Source organism: Methanosarcina mazei S-6 (assembly GCF_000970205.1).
In the GTDB taxonomy this organism is placed as follows: Archaea; Halobacteriota; Methanosarcinia; order Methanosarcinales; family Methanosarcinaceae; genus Methanosarcina; species Methanosarcina mazei.
Window position 1 is genome coordinate 1,202,772 of the sequence record NZ_CP009512.1, and the last position, 26,214, is coordinate 1,228,985.

The following is a 26,214-nucleotide window of genomic DNA, read 5'->3' on the forward strand; positions in this document are numbered from 1 at the left end:
ATGAAAGTTGCCTGTATCCAGATGGATGTGCTTCAGTGTAAGAAGCAGGAAAACCTTGAAAAAGCCCTCAGCATGGCTCTTAAAGCTGTTGATAAAGGGGCAGAATTAGTCGTTTTTCCCGAAGTTTTTTCCACAGGCTTTTGCTATGAAAATATTGACCATGCAGCAGAAACCCTTCCCTCTCCTCTTCTTGAGAACCTGGCGTGTTTTTCCGAAGCCAACGACTGCATCATCCTGGGTTCTATCATTCTGAAGGATGGCAACGAATCAGGTGAAGAAAAATATTTTAGAGAGGGAGATGCCTGTTTTTCAGGAAATGAAAATGAGATGCCGGTAAATAAAAATTCCACTGAATATAAAAATTTCACTGAAAATAAAAATTCCGCTGAAAATAAAAATTCTCCTTATTATAACCTCGGCTTCTGCTTCGAGTCCGGGGCTCTTGCAGGCACTTACCGCAAAACTCACCCTTTCAAAGCCGAAAATAAGTATTTCTCAAAAGGCAGTTCGATAGAGCCCATTTCCCTGAAAAAACAAGACCTGAAAATCGGCTTTGAGATCTGCTATGAACTCCGCTTTCCCGAGGTCGCAAGAAAACTGGCTCTTGCCGGCTCTGACCTGCTTGTAACCACAGCAGCTTTTCCGAATCCCAGGTCCGAACACTGGAAGGTCCTTGCAAAGGCAAGAGCAATAGAAAACCAGATCCCTCACATCGCCTGCAACCGCACAGGTTCTGCCCCTGACTGCAGTTATTTCGGGCACTCGATGATTATTGATGCCTGGGGAGAAGTAAAAGCCGATGCAGGAAGCAAAGAATGTGTAATAGTTCATGACCTTGACATGTCCCAGAAAGATGAGGTCCGAAAATTAATCCCTGTTTTTGAAGACAGAAGAGTGGAGCTTTACTGATACAGTCTTAACCTTTTTCCGGTCATTTCCAGCTGCCTGGCTGATATTCCATATTTGGATATTTTCCGGCGCGGCTAATGTTTTCAATTTTATATCCAGTACCAGATGGTTCGAGAGGAGCGCGGCACGTTTACAGAAAGAACCTGCGATTAATTTGCTGTCATTCAGGAAATAGATAACAGTAAATTAACCGGAGAGTTAACCGGAAAGAACCAGAAAACGAACATGAAATTCTTCGAAGAAGAGGCACAAAATATGAAAGTATTTGGGAGTACTTTCATGCCAGAGAAAAAAGTAAGAAATTCCGGGCTTTCTTACCTGCCCGGATGAGGAATGTTTCATTTATAAAGAAGTTTTTTATTCTTCCTTCTTTTCCTCGATATAAATTGCAGGCCTCAGGGGTTCTGCAAACCTTGACTTCTTTTGCGGGTCATATTCCGGAGAATCTGCACTCTGGATTTCAACCGGGCAGCCGATTTCTTTCTCGAGGAAGGAGGCTGATTCTTTCAGGAGGTCCTTTTCATCAAGGCCGAGGTAAGCAAAGGTCTCGTAGCGTTCCGCACCCCCGCTCTTGAATTCTGGCACTATTTTCTGGACGAACTTCGGGATTTCCTTGCCAAAACGCTTGAGTTCAGGTTTTGCCATCAGGGTTTTGATAAGGGTTCCGACTTCAAGCGGAGCTTCGACCTGAAGTCCGCAGGCACACCTTATGGCTTCTGCTTTCCAGGCAGGGGCTGTGTAGAGATAGACCTTCTGAGGTGTCATCTTCGTAACCCTTATGATCTCTTCAATATCGTTCAGTGTACTCTTTACAGCCTCTTCTGAAAGCTCTGCACCGTTGTCTATGAGGTCTTCATTGTAGAGGGGGTACTGCGCAAGGGAAACCGGGTCTTCGTGCCCCATGGCTTCCCATACCTCCTCACAGAGATGGGGGGTGAAAGGAGCCATAAGCCTGACCCAGTTGTCCAGCACATAGTAGAGCAGGGCTTCCCCGCCTCTCCTCTGGTACCACCTGACATCATTTATGAGCAGGAAGAAGGAGTTCTGGATAGCTTCCCTGGTCTGGATGGAGTCAAGGGCAGCATTTGTTTCCTTTATGTAGTTCTGCATCCTTGAGAGCATCCAGCGGTCGATCTGCTTCAGCTCTGCACTCAGGGTCCCGCGCTTCCCACTTTCAATAACATCCTTTGCAAAGGCATAGAACCTGTCGACCTGTCTGCGGGCAGAATCTATCCCTGCCTTCTGCCAGTCTGCGTCCTGAGTCTGTTCGGCTGTCGAGAGGATATACATCCTTGTTATGTCTGCTCCGTAAGAGCTGACCGCACTTTCCAGGGTCAGGATGGGACCTTTGGACTTGCTCATCTTTTGCCCTTCAAGGGAAACAAAACCATTTACTGCAAGGGCTTTTGGCCATTTTTCTTCTTCAAAGAGGGCTACGTGGTGGAAGAGGAAAAAGAGCAGGTGGTTCGGGACAAGGTCTTTTCCGGAAGAGCGCAGGTCAACAGGGTACCAGTAATTGAAGTGGCTGCGGATTTCTTCTATTAGCTCAGGTTTAAGCCCGGTTTCCGCAGAAACTGCCGCAGAATCGCCTTTTCCGAGAAGGACATAGTCGAAGAATGAAAGTGTAAGATGTTCAAGGGCAAGCTCGCCTTTTTCGATGAACCTTGCAATGATGTAGTAGCTCATGTAGATTGTCGAGTCCCCTAGAGATTCAATCAGCCATTCCTTATCAAAAGGAAGGCGGGTCCCGAGACCTTTTCTGCGTGCACATGCCTTGTCTTTGAGCCAGTCAATCTTATTTTCAAACTCAACCCTGTACTCTGTCGGGATGACCCGCATCTGGCCGAGGCATTTGTAAACCTTTGCTTTCCAGTCAGGGTTTGAGTAGTTCAGGAACCACTGGCCTTTAACCATGTTCACGACACACGGAGTCCCGCAGCGGCATACTACGGGCTCGCTGAACTCATAGAAGGTCTCGCCTGCGTTTGAAGCCAGGAAGTCCCTGGTAAGTATGTCCTTTATCTTTGAAACAGGGTATCCTTTATATTTCCCTGTGAGCTCCTTAAGGACACCTCCGTGGAACTCTCTCCTGTATACGATTTTTGTTGCTTCTTCGGCTTTAGGGTCTTTCTGGTCTGAAATTCCCATGCTTTCCACAATTTCTTTTGCAGGGAACTCTCCGAATTCGGGGACCTGGATAAGGGAAATAAGTTCGATTTTCCTGAGGTCTTCGGTAATTCCATATTCACTCAGGTCAGCATCGTAAAGGTCGCGGAGGGCAAGGTAGTCAAAAGGCGCATGGGCAGGGACACTCATTACTATCCCGCTACCGTTCTCAGGCTTTACGAAGGACGCCGGAAGGGAGATTACCTCATCCCCGGTTACCGGGTTTGTGAGCTTGATTCCTATGATGGACTTTGCAGGCATGTCTTCAACATACTCGACTGTCCTGTCCGTAAAGGTCAATTTCCTGAAAGCGTCCCTGCTGACGACCCAGAACTCCACGTTTCCGTCCTTCTCAACCCTGGCTTTTACGTAATCGACATTCGGGTTTACCCAGAGGTTTGTCACTCCGTATGTCGTTTCAGGCCTGAGGGTAGCGCAGGGGAGGACGAGGTCTCTGTACCTGAACTTTATAAGGGTGTATTCCACGATTGTGGCTTCTTCTCCGTGCAGGATATCGTGGTCTTCCACAGGGTTGTTGTCGTTAGGACACCACTTTACAGGGTGGGAACCTTTTACGATGAGGTCCTTTTCTTCAAGCCGGGTGTACTGCCATTCTATGAATTTTTTGTAGGTAGGGTCAGTTGTTGTGAACTTGCGCCTCCAGTCAATGGAGTACCCTATCATGCGCATGGCTTTCTCAGCTTCCACCTTGAAATAGTCCACAATCTTTTCCGGAGTATCGAGGGCCGGCAGGATATCTCCGGGGATCCCGTGCAGGCGCTCATATACGTCCATGGTCTGCGGGTCCCGGCTTGCGATCAGTTCGGCAAGCCCGACAATCGGTGTGCCTGTTACATGGAAGCCCATGGGGTAAAGCACATTGTACCCGAGCATCCTTTTGTGCCTTGCAACCACGTCGCCTATTGTGAAGGTGCGGGTATGCCCTGCATGCAGGTTCCCGTTAAGATAAGGGTAAGGGATTGTTATGAAGAACTTTTCCCGCTTATCAGGTTCAGCCTGAAAAATCCGGCTCTCATTCCATTTTTTCTGCCATTTGTTTTCGATCTCGTGAGGCTTATAGTCCTGCTCCATTAGTGTCACGCCCACAGATAATTATCATGATTTAAAAGGATCTGGATACATCAGGGATGTTAATTATAACAGTAAACATCAGGGGAAGCTGATTGGCTCCCGGAAAACCTTAAAGAATTGAAGAGTACCGGACCAGACCGATAATATTTCAACTTTTTTCTGTCCCGGTACTTATGGTACTTATTTATACTTATCTTAGTACTTATCTTCGAATCCTTCCGAAAGGGCCTTTAATACAGTTGCAGTTTCTTGCCGCATATTGTTTTTTTAAGCCAGATTGTCCTTCAGGCTTTATTTTCCCTTCCCGAAAATCGCTTCCCGGATGGACTCGATGTTTGCATCAACGACAGTAGGTTCCTCACAGATGTCAATAACGGTCTGGGGGTCTTTAAGGAGGTGGCCTGTGGTAATGCAGACTACTGTTTCGTCCCTGCCTATGACTCCCATGTCAACGAGTTTCTTAAGACCAGCTACCGAGGCTGCACTTGCAGGTTCGACTCCTATACCCTCAAGCCTTGCAAGGTCTTTCTGGGCTGCAAGGATTTCTTCATCAGTTACGGACTCCGCAGTACCGCCGGATTCCCTTATAGCGTTCAGGGCTTTTGTTGCGTTCACAGGGTTTCCTATCCTGATTGCCGTTGCAACCGTCTCCGGGTTCTCTTCGGGAGTGATTTCCGGAGCCCCGTTTTTAATGGCTTTTACTATGGGGCAGGAGCCTGCTGCCTGAATTCCCGTCATCTTCGGGAGGGAGTCCGTGATGCCAAGGAGCTTGAACTCCCTGAAACCCTTGTAGATAGCAGTGATATTGCCTGCATTTCCTACGGGCAGGACAATCCTGTCAGGAACTTTGAAGCCGAGCTGGTCTGCAATCTCGAAGCCGATGGTCTTCTGGCCTTCCAGCCTGTAAGGGTTGATCGAGTTTAAGAGGTAGATCTTTTCCTGGGAGCAGAGAGTGCGCACAAGAGCGAGTGCATCATCAAAGTTTCCGCGGATGCTGAGGACTTTTGCCCCGTGCATAAGTGCCTGGGCTACCTTTCCAAGGGCAACTTTTCCAGCCGGAAGAAGCACAACCACAGGTATTCCTGCTTTTGCCCCATAGATTGCAAGGGCTGCCGACGTGTTCCCGGTTGATGCACAGGCGACGGTACTCATTCCGAGTTCAAGTGCTTTTGTAACCCCAACAGTCATCCCTCTATCTTTAAATGAGCCAGTCGGGTTCATTCCTTCATGTTTTACATAGAGTTCTTTAATCCCTATCTTTTCGGCAAGGCGATCGCATCTGTAAAGTGGGGTCCCGCCTTCATGTATGGTCACAGGTTCTCTTTCTATGGGGAGAAGTTCTGCATATTTCCAGACCGAAGGACATTCGGTCTTTAATTTTTCCATGTCGAGTTTAATTGAGGAATAATCATAAATAACATCAAGCAGCCCATCGCATTTGCTGCATGTATAGATTACTTCATCTTTTGAATACTCTGCACCGCACTCGATACATTTTAGATGATACATTAAATTGCTCCTGTATGTGATTTCAAATTTTTTGAACGCCGGGACCCTGTTCAGACCCGATCTAAATTTAAAGTAGTAAATATAACCCGGACTTCGGATTTTCAGGTTGAGAATCTGGATTTCGGATTAGTATAATATTAGAGTTTAATAATATTTTGTATCCTTAACACGCTACTTGCTTTTAAATTATACTGTTTCTGGCTTTTATATTAGGGAGAGCAACCCCGGTCTCCGGTTCAGGGGGTGTAAGCTTCAATTCTTATATGTGCTTTTTATTGGTGCCGGCTTATAAGGATAAAAACATAAAAGAACGGAACAGGAAATGCTCCACTGCACGAAGCACGTCCCTTAATTTTCGGAGCAGTATGATCTCCTCGATATTAATATACGGGTTTTAAGGTCTCCGCGGATATTTCCGCTTAATCAAACTGGTATTCTTTAACCTCTTTACTCAGGAAATAGCCAAGAGTTGTCCTGATAAGTACGACAATGCCCAGGAGAACGAGTTCGGATAAAGAAGGGTCTCTCAGGGTCCCGAGAATGGCAACGACAATATAAAACTCAAGTCCGAAGAGTATTTTGTTTGTAAGCTTTTTTCTTATCTCTTCCAGAGAACAGGGCTTTTTTAGAGTTTCATACAATAAGAGCTCAAATGTCGCTCTTAGCCCCCCATAGATTATAATAACCGTCCCGATTGCCTCGAAAACCCATTCAAAAAACTGCAGAATATTCCTGAACAGATCCGAAACCATCCTGTATCCCTTCAATACGACATTTACCCTTTCACCCTTTCAATACGACATTACGACATTTATCCTTTCAATAAGGCATTTTCTTATATTTCACCGGACCGCGGGTTTCAGTCAAACTGGTACTCTTCGGCTTCTTTACTTAAGAAGTAGCCCAGGTAAGACCTTATTACCACGATAGCTCCTACAAGGAACAGTTCCTCCAGAGAAGGCTTTCTCAGGGTCTCAAGCACATCTGCAACTATCAGAAGCTCAAGCCCGAAAAATATTTTATTTGTAAACTTCTTCCTTATGTGTTCATAACTGTAAGGTTTCCTGAAAGCCTCGACAAGTAAGATTTCAAGTGCAGCTCTTAACCCCCCAAAAACTATCAGGACTGCACTGACAATTTCAAAAAACTGTACGAAAATCCCCAGGATTACAGCAGCAAGTTCCGATACCATCCTTTACCCTGCCAGAAATATCCCCCAGATCCGTTCGGTTCAAACTGAACTTTTTAATAGACCGCAGTCTGTCAGTTTTTCCCATTTTTGCCGGTTAATACTTCCATTTAATTTATTCCTGCACAATATATCTATTCCTGCATGTTTCTAATCATAATTCTCCAATCATAACTCTCCAATCATAACTCTCTAAACATAAATCCCGGACTAAACATAAATCCCGGACTAAACATAAATCCCGGAAAGGACCGGAATAGATCTAAAGTTTTCCTGTAATAAAGAAGCTCCGATGAAGTCTTTTTCAACGGAGCAAAATTGTACTTCTATGCGTTGAGTTAAATTCGGATTTAATTTCGGATTAACTGTGGATTTAACTGTAGATTTAACTGTAGATTTAATTCTGGATTTACATTCTTTCAGAACTTTACGTTTGCAGAGCCGGAATCTTACCTTGCACTATCCCATAGGCTTCGACGGCTGCGGGAGCTCCGAGAAGAAGTTTCCTGATCCTGTTATATACACTCGGGTATTTCTGAGGGTCAAGCTCCGCAAGGAGGTCTGCAAGGATTTTAACCAGCGGGATATGGTATTTTATTTCCATCTGGTCTATGTTCGCAAAGGCGTTGAGGAGGTTGACCGTGGTATATTCGTTTACCGGAGCCAGTTTTCTCAGGACCTCTGCAAAGAGAACCCTGCCTTCTTCGGTCTCGAGGGACTTCTTGCGGTTGCGGGCAAAGCTCCCGTAAAGTGCACGCTGGTCGTTTGTCTGTTCTATCCTGAAAGCATCCGACCTTTCCATTTCCCTGACCAGTTCCACCGCATCAACGCTGCTGTTGCTTCCTATTACTGAGAGGAAGGCTTCCCAGGCGATCAGGTTCTTTTTCGATTCGGCTTCAAAGGCTCTCAGGACTTCTATTTTGTCAGGAGCCGAACTGTTCAGGTATGCGGCAAAAGCACTAAGCCGGTCGGTCGCACAGGTCGCGGTCTCAAACTGCTGTTTTATAAGGGCATGGATGTCAGGGGCATCAAGGGTTGCAAGGACTCCCAGGCAGATGTTTTTAGCCTGCCTGCTCTTGATCACCCTTGCGGTTTCTTCCAGTGACCCGTCCCTCGGGGCCGAGGCGTTTTCAAAGAAATTGTAGGCAGAGATGAGGGAGCTCCTATACTTTCCGGCGACCGCTTTAAGGAGCTTCTGCTTTACATCATAAAGTGCCTGGTAGTGATGGGCAAACTCTTCGTCTTCTACGGATTCGAAAATGGTCAGGAACTGCCCTCCAGCCCTTTCAAGGAGCTGCCGGTCATTGAGGAGCCTGTAGTAGAGCTCTATAAAGTCTTCGGAGGGGGCAGACCCCGGAACTCTAAGGAGCCTCAGCTTTTCCCGGTCCACAAAGGTGTAGAAGGCGGTAAACCTGCCCACAATATCGCTGTCCTTCCTGACCTGCATGAGGAGCTCTTCCTGGCTTGCCCTGTATACAAGCTTGCCGTAGAAGGAGTACCCCCTGTTAAGGGAAAGGAATGAAGGCATACCCACATTTTCAATTAAAATCTCTGCAGTTTCCCCGCTTACCCTTTCCAGCACTTCAACAATGTCTTTTCCGCTTTCGTCCACAAGGGCTGCCCTGAATGGGAATTCCCAGGGCTTTCCTCCGGCAGGGAAGTGCTGCTTGAGGAAGAAAGTAAATTTCCCGGTAAGCTTATCGTATTCGGCTGAGACCTCGACCACAGGGAATTTAGTCTGCCTGAGCCAGGTCTCAGATATCTCCTTTAAGGCCACTCCGCTCTCTTCTTCCATAGCCTCTATCCAGTCCTGTGTGGAAGCGTTGGAATGCTGGAATTTTTTGAAGTAACGGTCAAGCCCCCGGACAAAAGTGTCTTTTCCTGTGAGGCTCTCGACCATGCGAACGTATTCAGGGGACTTTACATACGTAACCGAAGTGATCAGGTCGTTGGGGTCATTGAACCCATCGGGGATGATGGGCATGGAAGCAGCCCCCGAGTCCAGGGCAAAAGTCCCGGAAGCGGGTGCAAGAAGGTCAAGCACTCTCTGGAGCCTCTGGTAGTCCTCACCGAAAAGAAAAGCGTGGTACTGCTCTTCTATGTGCACGGTCACAGCTTCGTTTAACCAGATCTCAAACGGGCTTCTCCCGGTAACCTCGGACCCGTTCTGGTTGTGGTAGTACTCGTGAACCTTAACCCTGATCATGTACTCAAAAGCAGGATCCGTTATCTGCGGGAAAGGCATGATGCGGTTTGTGGTAATGGTTGTGTTCCCCACATTTTCCATGCCCCCGAAGTCCGAGTTCTGCATCCCGATTTCCCGGTACACGGTCCCTGTGTACCTGTACCCGGGAGTGATGTTTCTGTCAAGCCTGGCAAGCTCGTCCCTGATTTTCCGCAGCTCTTGTCCTTCTCCTTCTCCTTCTCCTTCTCCTGCTCTTTTTCCTTGTCCTTGTCCTTGTCCTTCTCCTGCTCTTTCTCCTTTTCCTTCTCCTTTTCCAACCTGTCCGTCTCCGCCCAGGTTGTCTTCTCCCTGTCCGGGTCTGGGCTTTGCCTCGATTTTCAGCTTCTCCCGCCTGCGGACAAGGTCCCACATAAGCTGCCTTATGGCCAGTCTGTCCTCATCGTAATGCTCAGGCCCTGTAAAGACATAGACCCACATTACGCAGTCGTGCAGGACATCAAGAGCCTTTTCCGCAGCCCTGGCATCCGAGTCAGGAGGCACGAGCAGTTCCAGCATAAACGTGCTCCCGTCAGGGTATTCAAATTCCCTTTTAAAGATCGCATAGGTCCCGACCCCGAGGAAAAAGAGATATGTAGCCATGGGCGTTACCGAGTTGTCGTAGACGATTTTGTCCCTTCCCGGTTTTACGGTATGCCTCTCTACAGCGACATCCCCGTTTGTTATGAGGTTTGTGTAGCGCGAGTCTGCAATGATGGTCGTCCTGTATGTGCATTTTGCAGTCATGTCATCTATGCAGGGCACGATCCTCTGGAACCCCCACTGCTGGCACTGAGTGATCTGCTGCGGGGGAGCCCCTGCCGGAGTCTCATCATAGTACAGCCCTTCAAGGATATTTTTTGTGGGCCTGCATACCGTGTCCGTAATGACCGCAATCTCGGTATTCGGCGGGATCAAGTCCCTGAAGCTGATCTCAAGGATAGCATCATCTTTCCTGTACCTGTAAGAGACCTCGGACTGAAAACAGCTTACAGCCCTGATCTCAAGGTCCTTGCAGTTCAGCTCCAGCTTCTCAATGGGCTCATCTTTTGTCCTGACCCTGAGTATGGACTTCACGTTCGTCCTGTCATCATAAATGTCAAAAGTCAGGTCCATGTGCAGGACGTCAACTTTGAGTTCCCCGAAATCTTCGGGATAATATTTGTACAGCCTGTTATTCATGAAAAGTCACCGGATAATAGTTATGAGTGTTATATTGTGGGATAGAAAAGGGTGAGGAGAGATTTAAATGTGTAGTTTGTGGGAGAGGGAGGAGAAAATTTCAAAATTTTGAAATAAGATGATTCTCATCAACATGTTAATATATTTCAACTTCTTTTGACATTAATCGTTTTTTAGATTGGTAACAAACTTAAAAAGAAAAACAGTCTAGGTGAATCTCTGGATGGAATCAAAATATACAGTTCTTGATATGTTTTCTGGCGCAGGAGGGCTTACAGAAGGGTTCTTTCAGCAGGGATTCAAATTTGTTTCTCATATAGAGAAAAATTGTCATGCTAGGAATTCTCTGGAAACCAGAGCGATTTATCATTCTCTGAAAGATTCCAGCAACGAAAGGATTTATAGAGACTATATTTCAGGAAATCTCAACAGAGATGAATTTATTCATAAATTCAAAGAGCTTGAACTCACTCCAGCTGGATTATTACAGGGGGAAGTAACTGAATCAAACGAAACTACTATGATAAAAGAGATTAAAGAGCATTTAAAAGTCATTGACAGCGATTCGGTTGATGTCGTTATAGGAGGGCCACCATGTCAGGCTTATTCTGTTGCCGGGAGAGGCAGAAAGCCAAAAGAAATGAAAGACGATCCCCGTAACTATCTATATAGGCATTACATCTCTTTCTTAAAAAGCTTTGAACCAAAAATTTTCGTATTCGAAAACGTTCCGGGAATTAAAAGTGCAATAAATGGGATTATCTTCTCAAATTTACATGAAGAACTGGAAAAACTGGGATACAAAACAGAAGCTCATATGCTGAATGCAAAAGATTTTAGTGTACTTCAGGAAAGAAACCGGATAATATTTATTGGCTGGAAAAATGAGCACGATCTTTCATATCCTGACTTTTTAAAAACTCCTCTTGGCAGGTTTCATGTTTCTTCCCTTTTGAATGACCTCCCCCCCTTGCAAGCTGGCGAAGGTACTGAAGGTCCTGCAAAATATACAAAGCCGTTTTCATGGTCATCTGAATACCTTCAAAGATTTAAGATTCGAGAAAAGAAAGATATACTTATTCAACACAACGCAAGAATACATAATCCTAGAGATCGTACCATATATAGACTTGCAATTGAAAAATGGGATAAAGAAAGAAAACGGCTCAAATATAATGAACTATCACCGGAACTCCAGACACACAAAAATAAAACGTCTTTTCTGGATAGATTTAAGGTGGTCAATCAGTATGGTTACTCCCATGCTATACTTGCTCATATATCAAAGGATGGTCATTATTTCATTCATCCAGATATTCATCAGGCAAGATCTCTGACGGTTAGAGAAGTGGCAAGAATACAGTCATTTCCTGATAATTATAAATTCGAAGGCCCTCGAATCGCGCAGTATGCACAGATTGGTAATGCCGTGCCTCCTCTTATGGCTAAAGGGATAGCAGTTGAAATCGAAAAGATGCTTGAAGAGATTTCATGAATACAGTTACCAGAGATAAAGAATATTTCTCAAAAATAAAAATAATAAGAACTGAACTTCTTATATGGGGAGAGGAAAATCTCAGAAAGTTTCCATGGAGAGAAACCTCTGATCCCTATAAAATTGCCGTTGCTGAAGTGATGCTTCATAGAACGAAAGCTGATCAGGTAAAAAATATTTATGAACAATTTATTCTTAAATATCCTGATTTTGAGTCAATTGTTAAAGCTGGTCGTGAAGCAATTAAAGCTGATCTAAAATCTCTTGGACTTTTCTGGCGTGCAGATTTACTTTACGACATGGCTGTGGAAGTTATGGAAAAATATGGTGGGGAACTGCCTCTGGATAGGAAAAAATTAATGACAATGCCGGGAGTAGGAAATTATATCTCAGCAGCCATTCTATGTTTTGGCTATAACTTTCCTGAGCCAGTACTGGATACAAATACTGTCCGTGTTCTTGGAAGAATTTTTGGGCTGAAAATTACTGATTCATCAAGGAGGAGCAAGCTTTTCTACGGGATTATGCATGATCTTGTTAATTTCTGGGATCCGAGAACTGTTTCTTTCGCTTTAATTGATTTTGCAAACGTGGTTTGTATTCCCAGTGATAAACCCAGATGTGAAATTTGTAGTCTTAGAGATATCTGTATCTATTACTCAAAGCTGTAAGCTCCGAATTGTGATTCTTAATACTTTTCACTAATTTATTTTTGAGCAACTGTATTCTAAAATATATACTCTTGTATCTTTCATGAAAATATAAATCTAGAGAACTGATTCTATAGAAAATTATTTAACCAAATTTTGGAATACTAACTTGGTATAATATTGTAAAATATTTAACAGATTGCATCTTTAATAATTTCTTTGGATTTTACATTCATTGGACATGTGGTGCGAGAATATGCGGGATAAATATATTGAAGAATTGATAAAAGAAGTTTTAGGGCCCAGAAATGGATCTGAAGAAACAATGATTGGATCAGATCCTTATACTGAATACATCACTGGAGTTATTATTCCAAAGGATTGTAAACAAAGAGAACTTAGTCCAGATTCGGAAATTCTTAATGTTGAGGGTGATGATAAGGGGGCAGAAGATGCTGATTCACAGGAAAACACATTTTCAATACTCCCATCTGAACTTGATCCTCGTGTAAGATCTAAATCATTTGGGATATCTTTCTTAGTTAAGGGTAAAGATCCTTATTTGAAAGTCTGTGTAACTTGGGGAAGATATTTCAAAGAAGAACTTATTTCAGAAAATTCTAATAGAAAGGTAGTTACCGAAACGGATTTTTCTTGGAAACGAAAACCTTACTGTGAAATTTTTAATCTCAACATGTCTGGAGAATCCTCTGAAGAAATAACTATTTACGAAGGAATAGATGGAAAAATTGTATTGAATAGTAGGGGGATAAAGGTCAATAATTCACTCCATATTATTCTTAGTCTGATAAATGAGTTAAAGATAGGAGATTGTTATGGAGACAAGGTGATTGAATCGTCTCTTTATCAGCCTTCTATACGTGTCATTCTTGGAAATGATTGCAAATTAGAGTCAATTGATTCCGAAGAAAATGATGAGCTTAACTTTATCTATAGAGAAAATCCTGTCCTAGCAAGAGGTCACATGTGTTCCTCTATATGGAAGGATGTAGATTATCAAGATAAATTTGACATTAAAGTATTATGGCCTGATGGTATTCATTTTGATAAATGTCGTGAATTCATAATTTGTGATGTAAGAAGTGAATTTGTTCCCCTTTATCCAAATCCAGCACCTATTTTTGAATGGACAAATTCTGAAATCTCGAATTCTCCAGTTTTCTCAGCTTTAAAGTTATCCGAAATGTGGGATGAAACAGAAATAAAAGATTATTTAAATCCTATCCTAAAAAGTTATGAACAATGGATTCTGAAAAATGAAACTTCACTTGAGGATTTTTCTGAGAAGGATAAAATTCTAGCAAAAAAGCTTATAGATAAACAAAAAATTTGCCTTAAAAGGATTAATAGAGGAATAGAATGCCTTCAAAATGATAAAGATATTCTTCTGTCATTTTGTTTTGCTAATAAAGTTATATGGTTACAAAACCTCTGGAAAAGGGGCGGCAAACTGGGGGAGAGTAATATTGACTTTGTTTGGAGACCGTTCCAGCTTGCATTTTTCTTAATGAATCTGGAATCTCTATCCAATAAAAACTCCGAATTCAGAGATTACGTTGATTTGCTGTGGGTGCCTACAGGAGGAGGAAAAACAGAGTCTTATCTTGCAATGATGGCATTTGTTATGGTTTTAAGACGAAGGAATGCACAGGCAAGAGTTCGGAATGGAGAAAAAGATAACAAAGATATAACTGGGGCAGGAACTTCCGTAATTTCTAGGTATACATTACGTCTTTTAACCGTCCAACAATTTAGAAGAACACTTATTATGATCACGGCAGCAGAGTACCTGCGTGTTTTCAATAATCAGGGACTTTCTGGATGGAGGCCACAAAAGTATTCTACATCTGAAGATTGGCTATACGGAACTGTAAGATTTTCTGTAGGAATGTGGGTAGGAGGAGGAGTATCTCCTAACCATCTTCGTGGTGAACAAGGAGCGATTAAAGCATTACAAAACAGTTCATCGTCAGAAGGTGAACCTGCTCAGATCGTAAAATGCCCAGTATGTGGTACTTGGCTTGCTGTCCCCAGTTCGGGTTTACCAGCCGGGGTTAATAAAATATATTTCGTAATTAAATACGAAAAAACTCTCTCTGAATTGAAGAGTCATGTTTCAAAGCTCACATCAGTATCTGATTTGATTACGGAAATTCAAGTTTTAGATGATAGATGCCTTATCAACTATTTCATAATGTATACTAAACTTGACAGCTCCAGAAAAGTTGACGAAAAAGAATTTGATGATATTATATCGAAACTTGAAAAAGAGCTTAACGTCAAAGTTGCCTCTTTCAGACCTTCACGATCTGGTTATTTCCCTTCATACAATGAAGTTGGAAGAAGAAAAGATTCACCTGTTGATTTTGAAATTTTTTGTCCGAATCCTGAATGTGATCTTAACAGTAATGTTAATCATAAGGAAGGCGTACCCTCCAATGTTTCTGGAAATTCAAAAAAGAAATTACCAGACGGTCTATTTGTGAAAGACAATGCCTCTCCATTTGCTGAATATTCACATATTCCTATTCCAGCATATACTGTTGATGAACAGATATACCATAGATGTCCAACTATTATTGTAAGTACTGCAGATAAAATAGCTAGATTGGCTTTTGAACCCAGATGTAGTTCTATATTTGGAAACATAAGTAAATATAATGGATTTTATGGTTATTACCGTGGTGACTCAGAAGAAGTATTGCCAAATAATTGCACCAAAAACGCGATTTCAAAGTATTCCTCTAATGTAAATCCATTCCTTCCGCCTGATATGATAGTACAGGATGAACTTCATTTAATGGATGGACCTTTGGGTAGTATGTTTGGTATTTATGAGTGTATTGTCGATGGGCTTATCCGCGAATCAGGTGGATCTCCAAAATATATTGCATCTTCTGCAACTGTTAATGATGCAGCGATTCAAGTTAAAAGTCTTTTTAATAGACCTTTATCCCAATTTCCTGCATATGGTTTAACTTTCAAAGACAGTTTTTTTGTTAGAATGCCTGCGTGGTCATCTGGATGGGATGAAAATAGACCTGGGAGAGTTTACATGGGAATCTATGCACCAGGAAGAGGTCCGCTAACACCGATTATAAGAATCTGGTCAAGGATGCTGCAAACTGGTGGAGAGAATTGTTCTGAAAAGGGTATTGTAAATTTCTGGACTCTTGTAGGCTATTTTAATTCTATTAGGGAGTTAGGAGGAAATAGATCACTTTTTAGAGAAGACATTATTGAAAGATTAAACAATATTTCCAAAGATTCAGTTCGAAATTTGGATGCAGAAAAAGTGGTTGAACTTTCAAGCCGGATAAACTCTACTGATATTCCACAGCTACTTGAAGAACTAGAACAGGGAAAGAATCGCACTATAAATGAAAACCCTGATGCTATATTCACTACATCAATGTTTGGAACTGGTGTAGATATTCCTCACTTATCCTTGATGGTTGTAAACGGGCAGCCCAAAACAACATCTCAGTACATTCAGGCAACTGGTCGAGTAGGAAGAGATCACGGAGCTCTGGTTGTCACATTTTATAAAGCTGGGAGAGCAAGAGATCTTAGCCATTATGAAATATTTACAGGGTACCATCATAGAATAAACATCGAGGTAGAACCTGCTTCGGTTTCTCCTTTTTCAGACGGATGTTTAGAGAAAGCAGCCGGTCCTGCAATTGTTTCTTTTCTAAGAAATATGCCTGATCCCAGTTCTAGATGGTTTGCTGAATCAGGTCATACTATTCAAAATGAGGAGTCATTGAAAGACTTTGAAATTTTTTTGCGTACTTGCTTACCTAGTGACATTTCCAAAAAAGTAATCCAGTGTTTCCGTTCTCAGTATGATCGGTGGCTTGGAATCTCACAAAAGCTTGGTTTCACTGAAAATTTGGTTTATAATGAGTATACTCTATATAGGCCTCCAGAAAAAAATGTAATACTTGGGGATCCAGCACATGAAAAGGTTGGTTTATGTGTTGTTTACAAAAACGCGCCACAATCTCTTCGTGAAATAGAAGAAACTACTGCGTTTGAGGTGTAAATATGACAAGGGAATTTCAGCATATAAGCAGATCGCAGTTTGTTCTTACTTATGGTCCGGGTTCCGTAATCGAAACTAAAAAAGGACCTCGGATTATTCCCTCACTGGAAAAAGGACTTGGTGAGAACTTTAATCCGGATACTTTTCGAAGATTTGAAATCGCAGAGACAAGGATTTCCAAGTACATTAAAAGCAGATCGGAAGAAAAAATAAATATTCGCATATTAGCTTTGCCTACAAACGCTGGACTTGGAAAGCAAAGCAATTATCGTGTTTACTCAACATATGTTTTCCCGGTGTGGAAAGTCTGCTATGGAAGAAGAGGAAATCATGCCCCCATTTTGTATAACGGATCTAAATGCCCTCTATGTGAAACTAACGATGAATCTTCTGCAGTTAGATTTGTTGCAGCGTGTCCAGATGGTCACCTCGATGAAGTAAACTGGAATTATGCTGTCCATAAAAACTCGTCATGTAAACCAGACTACTTCCGCTGGAAAGCAAATGGAAGTTCTCTAGAAGATATTATCATAGAATGTCCTATTTGTAGAGCTAGAAACAATATGAAGGAAATTTACAAAATGAATTTTTTCTGTAAGGGAAGAATTCCTGAAAGAGAATCTCCTTCTAGCGATTATTTTCCCATTTATACCAAGCCTGATAGGTCAAAAAATTGTGAAAAAATGATGAAAATAATGCAGAGGCAGTCAACTTCACTCAGGGTTTCTGAAACAATGACCCTTTTGACAATTCCAGAATTCGATAATCAGATATCAAGAATTCTTCAAAGGTATGATGTTTCAATAGCTCTTGATACAATGATGAAAATGCCTTCCGATATTTTACTTAGGATGGATGCTAATACTGTTATAGACTGGATTTCAAGTAGTCTAAAAGGAAGAATTCCTGATGATTCGCTTGAAGTTATAAGCAAAGAAATTAGAGAAAAAGGTGTATTAGAGTTCTGTGATCTTTATAAACGCTTAAACGATGAAAGCAAATCTTTCATGAGTTTAATGTATGAAGAGTTTGATTCACTGCTATCAGGAGCAGGAAGTTCAACCAAAAATTTTGTTATGGGGCATCCAAAAAAGATAATCTCAACCTCACCTCTCATTCCTGAATTGCTTGTTCACCCAATTAGTAAGATCAGAACAATCACAGTTCAGCTTGGCTACAGACGTATAGTACCAACTGCAGATGAAAGTGAACCCCAATTGTTAGTATCATCAGGTGTGTATTTACCTTCGGATGGAAGTATTTGGTATCCAGGGTATGAAGGATTTGGTGAAGGTATATTCATTACATTTGGTGAAAGAAAAATTCCTGATCTAACCTCAAAACTCGCCTACAACCTGTGGAAAGAATACACAGATTCAGGTATGAAATCTGATTCAGGGTGGTCGGAGGTTTCTGTAGAACCCGAATTTGTCTGGCTCCATACACTTTCTCATGCAGTCATCAGAGCTTTATCCTCACACACTGGTTATTCAGCAGTTTCACTGAGGGAAAGAATTTACATATCTCGTGATGGAAAAAATGGTGGTATTCTTATTTATAATACATCTCCAGGAGAAGATGGAGGAATGGGTGGACTTGTAGGGTCAGTAGACATATTCCACGAAATTATCAATAGTGCAGTTGGGAATATTTTGCTTTGTTCTAATGATCCCCTTTGTTGTGATGCAACTAAATCAGCAGACTGTGTAAATGGCGCGGCATGTTATAGTTGTCTTTTGATTTCTGAAACTTCATGTGAACATAGGAACCTCTGGCTTGATAGGCATCTTCTCATTGGAGATTGATGATGATTGAAGAAATTGTTCCTGTGGCTACGGGTGAAAAATGGGTTGGATACGGAATAAGGTCATTTAGATCGGTAATCAATGACCTGATTTCGAATTCCACTAATGAACTTTCTCTTACAGCTTATGTTCTCACAGACATGAGCATTGTAACTAAATTGAGAAATGCCCTGGAAAGAGGAGTTCAGGTTGAAATATACTTATACGAAGATGAATTTGCGACAAAAAACGAGGCTGTAAATTATATATTTAATTTACAAAAAGAATTTAGTTATCTAAAAATATACCGAGTTGAGGACAAAATACTTCATGCTAAAGTTCTTGTTGCTGATGGCAAGAAAGTTCTTTCTGGATCGGCTAATTTTACATTTAGTGGAATGACAAATAATTATGAGCTTGGTTTCTTGGTAGAGGATCCATCCATAGCGCTCCAGATTTTAAAGTTAATAAAAAAGTTGGGGGAAAAATGAGAACTTATTACCATTTTGCTTATACCTGTCCCAATTGTCATGAACCTCACGTAACTGGGAAACCAATTGAATTTGTTGACGAGAAACGTCTTAGATGTACTTCTTGTAATGCATTGTTCTATACTGAAGTAAATCTGTTCACAGCATCATTTCCCGAAACTGTAAAGTATGTTACAGAAAAGGAAGGAAAAAAAGCGGAAAATTATCTTTCCCACTTGCCTCTTATATGGAAAGTTGTGCCAAATGAAATAGAAAAATCTTATCTTGACTGGATAAAAGATAATCCTGAAGGAATATTTCTTGTCACTTGGCCATGGAATGACCTTCGTTTTATCCCCCTTCTCGCATCAGAGTATCTTTTAACTTTCCCTAACAGAAAAGTTGCAGTCATCGGAAATTATTCTATAAATACTGAAAGTAAATCTTATGTGCCTTCATATTCTTCGTATGATGTTTTTAGTAAGACTGTTTATATTGAGGGTGAAGATAATTTTCTCCCACCTAAACTAAAGCAAGAAAGCAACAATCTTAAGAGAGAAATGGTTTTTGAAAAGGAAGATGTTGTAGAGGTTAAGTATAGAAAGTTTGGTGGAAATGAAATAAGAACTAAATTATGCAGTGGTACTGTTAGAAAGTGCAAGAATTCTATAATTAGAGAAGCCGAAGAATTTGGTGGGAATTTCTTAAGAGAAATTTCTGTTCCTAAAAATAATGGAAAAAAAATTGAAGTTATAAATGAAAATGGAGAATGGAATGTTTCTCTTGAAAAACAAACTCGCTGGACAGGGAGTCTTAACTATAAGAAGATATGGCTTTGGGAACTCCTTGTTAATTCTACAAAATTAAAAAATTGTGGAACGGAAATTGAGTCTTTTTTTTACGATGAAGAAACTACTGAGAAAATTCTTGATTACAGAGCCAAGTTACACTTTTTTTCAATTGAATCTGAAATTTCAGAGGTACTTAGAAGCATAAAAATAGTATCTCCTGATGTACTTATAATTGAAAATATAGATGATATTATCTCGGATTCCAGATACTTTGGCCCTAGAACAGAAAAGCTAATGGAGTTTTTGAGAGAAGCTGATGTCAGTACAGTTCTGATGTTTTCAACTAATCCAGATATCCGTCACTTATATCGAATTGGAGAAAGCGAAACTATTTTTGGTTCTATTAAGGTATTATTTCACACTTGGGATTCCCCCTCTTTTCTTAGTGATCTGAATCTTGATAGCGGTTCAAGACACCCAAATCCTTTATCTTCAAAAATGGAACAAATGCCTAAAGAAAAGCTTAGAGAGATTAAACCAGAATACATCTCGATTGATTCCTATGATGAGATTTCTGAGTCATTGGAGGAATGCTTGAAGAGTATCGACGGGGAAACTAAAAAAGATGTAAAACTGTATTTTTCTAAAGTTTTTTCAACACTTTTAAATGTTGTTGGAGAATATGGAAGGCCTGAAGTACTATCCGTAATGAAGCAGTGGAATTCCCAATTGACTTATGATATTTTACTTAATAATCTAAGCCAGGAAATTGAACAAGAACTCTTCTATTCTTTAAATAATTCTTTGCAAAAAATTTTCTATGTTAATTCATATACTCAGAGGAATCCTCTTAGAGAAAAAATACTGGATATCATCAAGGAAATATTCAAAAAAAATAAGGAGTGCTTCGTTACGATAATTGTTCCCCGCTTCGAAGCTAAAGGAACTGAACGTTTACTTCGTCAAGAGGATTCGATATTTGAACAAATTTCATCTTTTCTAACTGTTTGTAGTTGGGATAAATTAGGAAGTATTGAAGGGACTATTCCAGAGGGCTTCAAACATTTTGTACTATCTACAGGATATCCCTCATTAAGTTACAACTTGCATTCTTCCGATGTTGATAAATTTTTCTTTGTTGGAACTACTAAAACAATAGGAAAGATAAAAGAAATTATAGACAAGAGACTTCTTGAGATAAATGCCTATCCCGTCGTCAGACTTTATGATAACAATCCTGCACCTCGCCTGCTAAGAGATCTTTTGTCTAAAGTTAACTTTGATGAGAATGAAAAATTACAATATATTCATAATTTTGAATTGGGCGAGGAAGAGTATTCTATGTTTTATTCAGGGGCGAGTACTTATGGGGAAACTTCAGATATTTCATATGAATCTAGTAATTATTATAAGTTAACTTGTGGGGAGATTGCTATCCTGTGCATTGACTCTCAAAATAGAGGTTTATTTCTTCCTCTCGATAGAGATATTATGCTTAAGGATGGAAATTCTTTCCGAGAAATATCCTTTAGTCTCGATTCATCAACGCCCTCGGTCAAAAAGGGATTAATTAATATGGAGGTTATTCTCAATCGTTTGGGTTTCTATCAATCATTTAGATCTATATTTTTTAAATTCATGATGAAGTGGGGAGACAAACTTCAATTCCAGAAAGGACCCTTTGAGTGGAAGGGATTTAAACAATTATTCAGTAATTCGGTTCTATGGATTAATCTTCTGGAGCGGGCAATTGAAATTTTTGCAGAACAGAATCGTATCTCTCTCCAAAAGTCAAAGGATAAAATTGCAAAGATTCTAGCAGATTCAGGAATTACCGCAAAGAATCCTGATTACATTTCTAGTTGGTGGACAAATTATGAAGAAGTTACAGTTGATTCTGGATCATATAAATTATACAGAATTGAGCATCCTTTCACCCCTCAAGATATGAGAATTATTTTTGAATGTATCTCTAAAATATCCTCTTTTTTAATTACTGATACAACGATTGCGAATAAATCATATGCAGCTGCTCTTACAATCCAAAATTTAAGGCGAAATGTGCTTAAGAGCTCTAGTACAAGAGAGGGTAAGTATTCATTTATTTACTCAAAACTTGAAAAGCAAATGAGTCAACTTATAAAAGATGCAGAATTATTCAAGGTTAGTTCCGTTGAAAAAGTTAATATCTCACAAGAAATTGAAGCAATGAAGATAATCTACAACTATAATGATTTCTTTGAAAGCTTCGATTGACTATTTATGCTCTTTATTCTGGTTATTCATTTTTTGGTTTTAAGTATCATCCAAATATTGGTTAGAATAAAAACTGATTCTTGAAAGCCATCTCTCTTATGCATGACGATAGGTAATAACTTATAACAACCATAGTCCATTTCTTTAATAAATCCCAGACAACGCAGAAATATCTTCATAGGCATCCACATTTCATATTTGCGAATCCCAGGAGGGCGGTTTGTGATAAAAGAAATCTTCTACGCGGTCTGTGAATATTGCTTCCTCACTCGTCCTTTCAGTGTGCCTGATTATCCTTGTATTAACGGTTTCAAAGTGGTTCAACTCAGATTTAAGAAAGTCTTTGGCATCTTCAAAGCTTTCAAAATTCCCAATTAGATAGGTCTCACCGTCTGCTGTCGAGGCCGCTTCGATGCCGTAAAAATCGATATACTCCGTTTCTTCTTCAACAGCCGAAGTTTCTTCGCGGGCCCCTTTGCTCTCCTTAGCGGCCAGTTGCCGGGTTTTTTCATCTCCATAAGCATTTCCCTTTAAGTTTTGTCCAGTTTTTTCTCCTGATCCCACAGCAACCAGAGTTCCTGGCCTTTCTGAGGCGATGAACTTCTCCACTGATAGGATAATTTTTGCTTTCGGGCTGCTGAGATTTAACTGATAAAACTTGATATTGCCTGCGCTCCCTTTCTCCTCAATGACCTCTTCTGCAATTAATTTTCTCAGGTGCTTGTAAACGGTTGATTTTGAAACACTGGTCATTCGGACAATATCGGCAACATAGAGTTTGTCTTCGTGGTGCTCTGCAAACACCTCGATTATTTTTGCCTGGGGGCATTCTCCGAAGATCTCAGATAAAATTGACATGATTTCGCCTATAGTATAGAATCTATCCTCTAACGTATAATAATTAGACGCTTTTATTGTTTTTTAGCTTTCTGATTGCTGAAAAGTTGAGAATACTTCCGAATAATTTTTCCGAAGGTAGTTGCGGTTAAGTTCCGGGCGGCCCGCTACAACCAAAAAATAAAATTCAAGTCTTACTAATTTATGTTCTCTTTTCCCGATCAGACTCCTCAAATCCTGTTTTTTTTCAACTAACAGGAAGTTCCTCTGAATCACCTTATTATAAAATGAAGCATAATTTCTATTCGGTGAAAGGGATATGACTCTCACTGTGGACATAAAAGGTGACTTCACGCCCCAGGAAGTAAGTGAAGTCATTCGGGCAGCGCTGGAGCAGAATGAGCGCGTTGCAAAATACAAAATAAAGAAGTATTCGGATATTTGTGGGAATTTTGAGGACAAATACGGGATGAGTTCCGAGCTTTTTATGGAAAAATTCGACTCAGGCGACCTTGGAGATGACGAAGACTTTTTCAACTGGTATGCGGCAAAAAGGGGACTTGATATCTGGAATAAAAAACTTGAGATCATCTCAGGGATCCGGATATGAATTTCAGGGACTATTACTTGAAAATTGAATCCTTGCTTAAAGAGTATTCCCTGATCACTCATTTTTCTGTTGATTTTGAAGAGATCACTGCTGATGCAGGGTCCTTAAAAGGTAACATAGAGCTGATGAACGGTTCTATTCTTTATTTCTTCGAGTTTGTTGAAATCCGCAGTAACAGTCCTGTACTCACGAAATACAGGTATCACTGGCAATCACCACAGGGAAATCTGGTAAAAAGGTGGGACAATGCCCCCCACCATAAAGAGCTTGACACTTTTCCTCATCATGTTCATGGTCCTGAAGAGGTGCGCCCTTCTCCTCCGGTTGACCTGAACTCTATACTTGAAGAAATTATTAATTCTGAATGAGCGAGTTTTTCTAGCCTCAAATATTGTTGGCCGGTTAATCTTTTTAATAAAAGCGATTCCATTTTTTTGGATTTCTACGGAAGGTTGTATTTTTCCCAGGAGTTCTTTTTTAAGTCCCGAGCAGTCTACCGCAGCCAGAACAAAAATTTTCTTTTATAAATACCGCTCCTGAAAATCTTCCAGCCCCACAAATTTTTCAAATTAAAAATAGTAAAAAAGGTAAAAATAAAACCCAAGAACCCGAAATACTTTTCAAACAACCTCTACAGTAAGTGTAAAGTTCTCCTCAGTTCCGGTCATATTCTCCCAGGGCCTCTTATATATTCCGTTCACCTGCTGGCTGCCCTGGCTCACGGCTTCAATAGTCCATGAATGAGTTCCCGGCACACCAACCTGACCTTCGGGAGACTGGTCCTGGGTATATCCGTCGCTGAGAATATTGAGCCCCTCACTCACGTTGAGTTCCCAGGAATAGCCTGTGGACGGGTTTTCCCTGAGCTGGAGGATAAAAATTTCTCCATTTTTGATCCTTATGCTTTTTCCGTTTTCAGCTTCGGTTATGATCTGCCCTGTTTCTATGGTCTGATCGCCCTGAGTTGTGTCACCATTAGTCACTGTTTCATCTGTTATGCCGGGCGTTTCCGGAGTTACGGATGAAACCTGTTCGGCATCTGCTGGAGTTTCATTTTCTGCGCTCTCTTGCTCTTCGGCACAGCCGGCTGCAAAGACAACAGCAGCAGTGACGAGGAACATTACTATTATCGTTGAAATTTTCTTCATAACCATTCCCTCAAACCTCTTTTCCTTTTATTTCATAATGCCTGATTTATTGTAATTTTTACTGATTATTGTACTACAGTATTAATATTACTGGCTTTTTAAAATAAACCTTGAAGAACAATTGATAACTTTTATGGGAAAACTTAAGCCAGAAACCCGGATGGAGAGAATTTTTAGACCCGTAAGCCGCAAAAAGTGGCCTCGATAGCCTCGATCTCTGGAACAGAAGGCTGAAAATCATCCCGGCAACTGACATATAATCCTTTTTTCCAGCTCTAAAACAGCTTCAGTCAAGACAGTGATCCTCCTTTCACGCAAACTATATATACTTTCCAGCTCAAACAGTAATATTGTATAAAAGTCTCTAAATTGGAGAGTGTTTTTTCAGGTAATGCTGCACCCAGGGATCAATTCGAGTGAACCTTCAGATGCATCCTTTGAAGATTTCAACTTTTTATCTCGTTTTATGAGCTTTCTATAAGGCTTACGTTATACGTTTTATAACGGGGTCGTTGCTCTATACGAGCCGGTTGGATCTTCACAAAATTGCCTGAACTGAAATTTAAAAATAAACATAAAAAACAAACAAAGCCAGAAAAGTAAAAAACTCTTTAAAACACTCTTTAAGACCTTTATTCGCGAGGTTTGAAATAAAATGTCAGAAGAATCCGATGATTCAGACAGTAGTGATAGTAGTGGTAGTAGTCGTCAGAAAATGTTCACAGCAGCCGGAATGGTTCTGTGCGTAATACAGTTTGCCTTCTTCGTGGGCATGATTTTGATGTTCATGGAGATGGACTTTGTAGAGGGCTTCAAGTTTATGCTGCTTGCGTATTCTTCAGCGTTCCTCTATAAGAACATGGAGAATTCCGGTATAATCCGGCTTGTAACAAGGAACTGATGACCCGTGTGGATTTAATTTCAGATCCACACTTTTATATCTCTGCTCTCTGTTCTGTTTCATATTTTACCTTCTTTCCAAATTTCTTTTTTTCATATTTCACCTTCTTCATCCCCTTTTCTCACGTTTAATTTTTTCATATTCCTTTTTTCACATTTTCTTTTCTTCATATTCATTTTCTCACGTTTCATTTCTTCATATTCCTCTTTTTCATTTTTCATTCTGGGTGTTTTTTGGGTGTTTTAAAAAACGATACTCCTGGGTAAGACGATGCTGTCAGCAGGACCTGCTGTGTCCCTGAAGATAAAAAACAGAGAACAGAGATCTGTCACGAAACAGAGAAATAAAATCTGTCTGATATTTTTTCAAATTTTATGCTGTGATTAAAATACTTGATTTTTTTACTCAGGTTTCATGCTTCTCATATTTTCCTGAACTCTCTAAAATATAACTAATTAATAAATAGAAAGAGAAATATAGGATTAATTTTTAGTATCAACAATAATTATTATGGGATAAATATGGATCTTTAATTTAAGGGATAAATATGGACCTTACATTGCAGATTGATACCGATTACTCGCTGCAGGAAGCAAGCGAGGTTGTTCGCTCGGCTCTGGAACATGAGAAGCATCTTGCAAAATATAAGGTACAGCGTTATGCAACGATCTGCGATGAATTTGAAGACCGGTACGACCTGATATCCACTGAACTCATCAAAAAAATTGAGGCTGGTGAATTTCTCGACGACGACAGGTTTTTCGACTGGTATGCCGCAAAAAAAGGGCTTGACCACTGGAAGAAAAAACTGAAGGTCCTTAATGCAGTCAGGTTCTGATTTGAAGGGTGCCGCCAGCTGCAAAATTTTGCTTTAATTAAACATCCTCGTTATCCCGATATTCATTTCCATTTAACTTTTATTTTTCACCTTCATT

General features: G+C 40.7%; 19 protein-coding genes. 11 read left to right on the forward strand and 8 right to left on the reverse strand.

The annotated features are described in order from the left end of the window. Positions 1-909: a nitrilase-related carbon-nitrogen hydrolase gene (locus MSMAS_RS05370; RefSeq protein WP_048041343.1), complete on the forward strand. Its 909-nt coding sequence runs from the start codon at positions 1-3 to the stop codon at positions 907-909. 357 nt (positions 910-1,266) lie between these two features. Here MSMAS_RS05370 and leuS read toward each other — a convergent pair whose 3' ends face one another. The 5 genes from leuS to MSMAS_RS05395 form a co-directional block, all read right to left on the reverse strand. After that, positions 1,267-4,167 (reverse strand): leucine--tRNA ligase, encoded by a 2,901-nt coding sequence (leuS, locus tag MSMAS_RS05375; RefSeq protein ID WP_048038036.1) that lies wholly within the window; start codon positions 4,165-4,167, stop codon positions 1,267-1,269. A 291-nt stretch (positions 4,168-4,458) separates the two neighbouring features. After that, positions 4,459-5,676, reverse strand: a complete 1,218-nt coding sequence (gene thrC, locus MSMAS_RS05380; protein ID WP_011032236.1) for a threonine synthase — start codon at positions 5,674-5,676, stop codon at positions 4,459-4,461. 419 nt (positions 5,677-6,095) lie between these two features. Beyond that, positions 6,096-6,428 (reverse strand): DUF1622 domain-containing protein, encoded by a 333-nt coding sequence (locus tag MSMAS_RS05385; RefSeq protein WP_015410990.1) that lies wholly within the window; start codon positions 6,426-6,428, stop codon positions 6,096-6,098. Between the two features lie 107 nt (positions 6,429-6,535). Beyond that, positions 6,536-6,868: a DUF1622 domain-containing protein gene (locus MSMAS_RS05390; RefSeq protein ID WP_011032234.1), complete on the reverse strand. Its 333-nt coding sequence runs from the start codon at positions 6,866-6,868 to the stop codon at positions 6,536-6,538. A gap of 424 nt (positions 6,869-7,292) precedes the next feature. Then, a complete protein-coding gene (locus tag MSMAS_RS05395) occupies positions 7,293-10,268 on the reverse strand; it encodes a M1 family metallopeptidase (protein WP_048046355.1) in 2,976 nt (991 codons plus the stop codon). A gap of 520 nt (positions 10,269-10,788) precedes the next feature. Here MSMAS_RS05395 and MSMAS_RS05400 point away from each other — a divergent pair. From MSMAS_RS05400 to MSMAS_RS05425, 6 genes are all read left to right on the forward strand, one after another. Then, positions 10,789-11,763, forward strand: coding sequence for a DNA cytosine methyltransferase (locus tag MSMAS_RS05400; RefSeq protein WP_226987671.1), 975 nt, complete (start codon positions 10,789-10,791; stop codon positions 11,761-11,763). Continuing rightward, entirely contained in the window at positions 11,760-12,434 is a 675-nt protein-coding gene (locus MSMAS_RS05405) for an HhH-GPD family protein (RefSeq protein ID WP_011032231.1), read from the forward strand. The genes MSMAS_RS05400 and MSMAS_RS05405 overlap by 4 nt, the downstream gene beginning before the upstream one ends. Before the next feature lie 235 nt (positions 12,435-12,669). Next, positions 12,670-16,482: a DISARM system helicase DrmA gene (drmA, locus tag MSMAS_RS05410; protein WP_155395339.1), complete on the forward strand. Its 3,813-nt coding sequence runs from the start codon at positions 12,670-12,672 to the stop codon at positions 16,480-16,482. 2 nt (positions 16,483-16,484) lie between these two features. Continuing rightward, on the forward strand, positions 16,485-18,287 hold the full coding sequence (drmB, locus tag MSMAS_RS05415) for a DUF1998 domain-containing protein (protein ID WP_011032229.1): 1,803 nt from the start codon (positions 16,485-16,487) through the stop codon (positions 18,285-18,287). A 2-nt stretch (positions 18,288-18,289) separates the two neighbouring features. Continuing rightward, positions 18,290-18,757: a phospholipase D-like domain-containing protein gene (locus tag MSMAS_RS05420; protein ID WP_011032228.1), complete on the forward strand. Its 468-nt coding sequence runs from the start codon at positions 18,290-18,292 to the stop codon at positions 18,755-18,757. Then, positions 18,754-21,783, forward strand: a complete 3,030-nt coding sequence (locus tag MSMAS_RS05425; RefSeq protein WP_011032227.1) for a hypothetical protein — start codon at positions 18,754-18,756, stop codon at positions 21,781-21,783. Before MSMAS_RS05420 ends, MSMAS_RS05425 begins: the two co-directional genes overlap by 4 nt. 192 nt (positions 21,784-21,975) lie before the next feature. Here MSMAS_RS05425 and MSMAS_RS05430 read toward each other — a convergent pair whose 3' ends face one another. After that, positions 21,976-22,641: a winged helix-turn-helix domain-containing protein gene (locus MSMAS_RS05430; protein WP_011032226.1), complete on the reverse strand. Its 666-nt coding sequence runs from the start codon at positions 22,639-22,641 to the stop codon at positions 21,976-21,978. Between the two features lie 298 nt (positions 22,642-22,939). Between MSMAS_RS05430 and MSMAS_RS05440 the strand changes: the two genes are divergently transcribed. Both MSMAS_RS05440 and MSMAS_RS05445 read left to right on the forward strand, forming a co-directional pair. Continuing rightward, positions 22,940-23,230 (forward strand): hypothetical protein, encoded by a 291-nt coding sequence (locus MSMAS_RS05440; RefSeq protein ID WP_011032225.1) that lies wholly within the window; start codon positions 22,940-22,942, stop codon positions 23,228-23,230. Between the two features lie 17 nt (positions 23,231-23,247). Then, positions 23,248-23,598 (forward strand): toxin-antitoxin system TumE family protein, encoded by a 351-nt coding sequence (locus MSMAS_RS05445; protein WP_155395340.1) that lies wholly within the window; start codon positions 23,248-23,250, stop codon positions 23,596-23,598. Between the two features lie 252 nt (positions 23,599-23,850). Here MSMAS_RS05445 and MSMAS_RS05450 read toward each other — a convergent pair whose 3' ends face one another. After that, positions 23,851-24,378, reverse strand: a complete 528-nt coding sequence (locus MSMAS_RS05450) for a protease inhibitor I42 family protein (RefSeq protein WP_011032223.1) — start codon at positions 24,376-24,378, stop codon at positions 23,851-23,853. Between the two features lie 655 nt (positions 24,379-25,033). Between MSMAS_RS05450 and MSMAS_RS05455 the strand changes: the two genes are divergently transcribed. Further along, positions 25,034-25,279: a hypothetical protein gene (locus MSMAS_RS05455; RefSeq protein WP_011032222.1), complete on the forward strand. Its 246-nt coding sequence runs from the start codon at positions 25,034-25,036 to the stop codon at positions 25,277-25,279. A 92-nt stretch (positions 25,280-25,371) separates the two neighbouring features. Here the strand turns inward: MSMAS_RS05455 and MSMAS_RS19715 are convergent, their stop codons facing one another. Next, entirely contained in the window at positions 25,372-25,500 is a 129-nt protein-coding gene (locus MSMAS_RS19715) for a hypothetical protein (RefSeq protein ID WP_259637119.1), read from the reverse strand. Positions 25,501-25,826: 326 nt separating this feature from the next. On the opposite strand from MSMAS_RS19715, the gene MSMAS_RS05460 reads away from it, so the two are divergent. Next, positions 25,827-26,117, forward strand: a complete 291-nt coding sequence (locus MSMAS_RS05460) for a hypothetical protein (protein WP_011032221.1) — start codon at positions 25,827-25,829, stop codon at positions 26,115-26,117. The last annotated feature ends 97 nt before the right edge of the window (positions 26,118-26,214 follow it).

What these genes read in the sequence shown, in the direction of transcription:
- leuS (WP_048038036.1), bottom strand. Translation starts at nt 4,167, where the DNA reads ATGGAGCAGGACTATAAGCCTCACGAGATCGAAAACAAATGGCAGAAA.
- MSMAS_RS05425 (WP_011032227.1), top strand. Translation starts at nt 18,754, where the DNA reads ATGAGAACTTATTACCATTTTGCTTATACCTGTCCCAATTGTCATGAA.
- MSMAS_RS05455 (WP_011032222.1), top strand. Translation starts at nt 25,034, where the DNA reads ATGTCAGAAGAATCCGATGATTCAGACAGTAGTGATAGTAGTGGTAGT.
- MSMAS_RS05385 (WP_015410990.1), bottom strand. Translation starts at nt 6,428, where the DNA reads ATGGTTTCGGATCTGTTCAGGAATATTCTGCAGTTTTTTGAATGGGTT.
- MSMAS_RS19715 (WP_259637119.1), bottom strand. Translation starts at nt 25,500, where the DNA reads ATGAAAAATGAAAAAGAGGAATATGAAGAAATGAAACGTGAGAAAATG.
- MSMAS_RS05390 (WP_011032234.1), bottom strand. Translation starts at nt 6,868, where the DNA reads ATGGTATCGGAACTTGCTGCTGTAATCCTGGGGATTTTCGTACAGTTT.
- drmA (WP_155395339.1), top strand. Translation starts at nt 12,670, where the DNA reads ATGCGGGATAAATATATTGAAGAATTGATAAAAGAAGTTTTAGGGCCC.
- MSMAS_RS05405 (WP_011032231.1), top strand. Translation starts at nt 11,760, where the DNA reads ATGAATACAGTTACCAGAGATAAAGAATATTTCTCAAAAATAAAAATA.
- MSMAS_RS05395 (WP_048046355.1), bottom strand. Translation starts at nt 10,268, where the DNA reads ATGAATAACAGGCTGTACAAATATTATCCCGAAGATTTCGGGGAACTC.
- drmB (WP_011032229.1), top strand. Translation starts at nt 16,485, where the DNA reads ATGACAAGGGAATTTCAGCATATAAGCAGATCGCAGTTTGTTCTTACT.
- MSMAS_RS05430 (WP_011032226.1), bottom strand. Translation starts at nt 22,641, where the DNA reads ATGTCAATTTTATCTGAGATCTTCGGAGAATGCCCCCAGGCAAAAATA.
- MSMAS_RS05440 (WP_011032225.1), top strand. Translation starts at nt 22,940, where the DNA reads ATGACTCTCACTGTGGACATAAAAGGTGACTTCACGCCCCAGGAAGTA.
- MSMAS_RS05400 (WP_226987671.1), top strand. Translation starts at nt 10,789, where the DNA reads ATGATAAAAGAGATTAAAGAGCATTTAAAAGTCATTGACAGCGATTCG.
- MSMAS_RS05370 (WP_048041343.1), top strand. Translation starts at nt 1, where the DNA reads ATGAAAGTTGCCTGTATCCAGATGGATGTGCTTCAGTGTAAGAAGCAG.
- thrC (WP_011032236.1), bottom strand. Translation starts at nt 5,676, where the DNA reads ATGTATCATCTAAAATGTATCGAGTGCGGTGCAGAGTATTCAAAAGAT.
- MSMAS_RS05450 (WP_011032223.1), bottom strand. Translation starts at nt 24,378, where the DNA reads ATGAAGAAAATTTCAACGATAATAGTAATGTTCCTCGTCACTGCTGCT.
- MSMAS_RS05420 (WP_011032228.1), top strand. Translation starts at nt 18,290, where the DNA reads ATGATTGAAGAAATTGTTCCTGTGGCTACGGGTGAAAAATGGGTTGGA.
- MSMAS_RS05460 (WP_011032221.1), top strand. Translation starts at nt 25,827, where the DNA reads ATGGACCTTACATTGCAGATTGATACCGATTACTCGCTGCAGGAAGCA.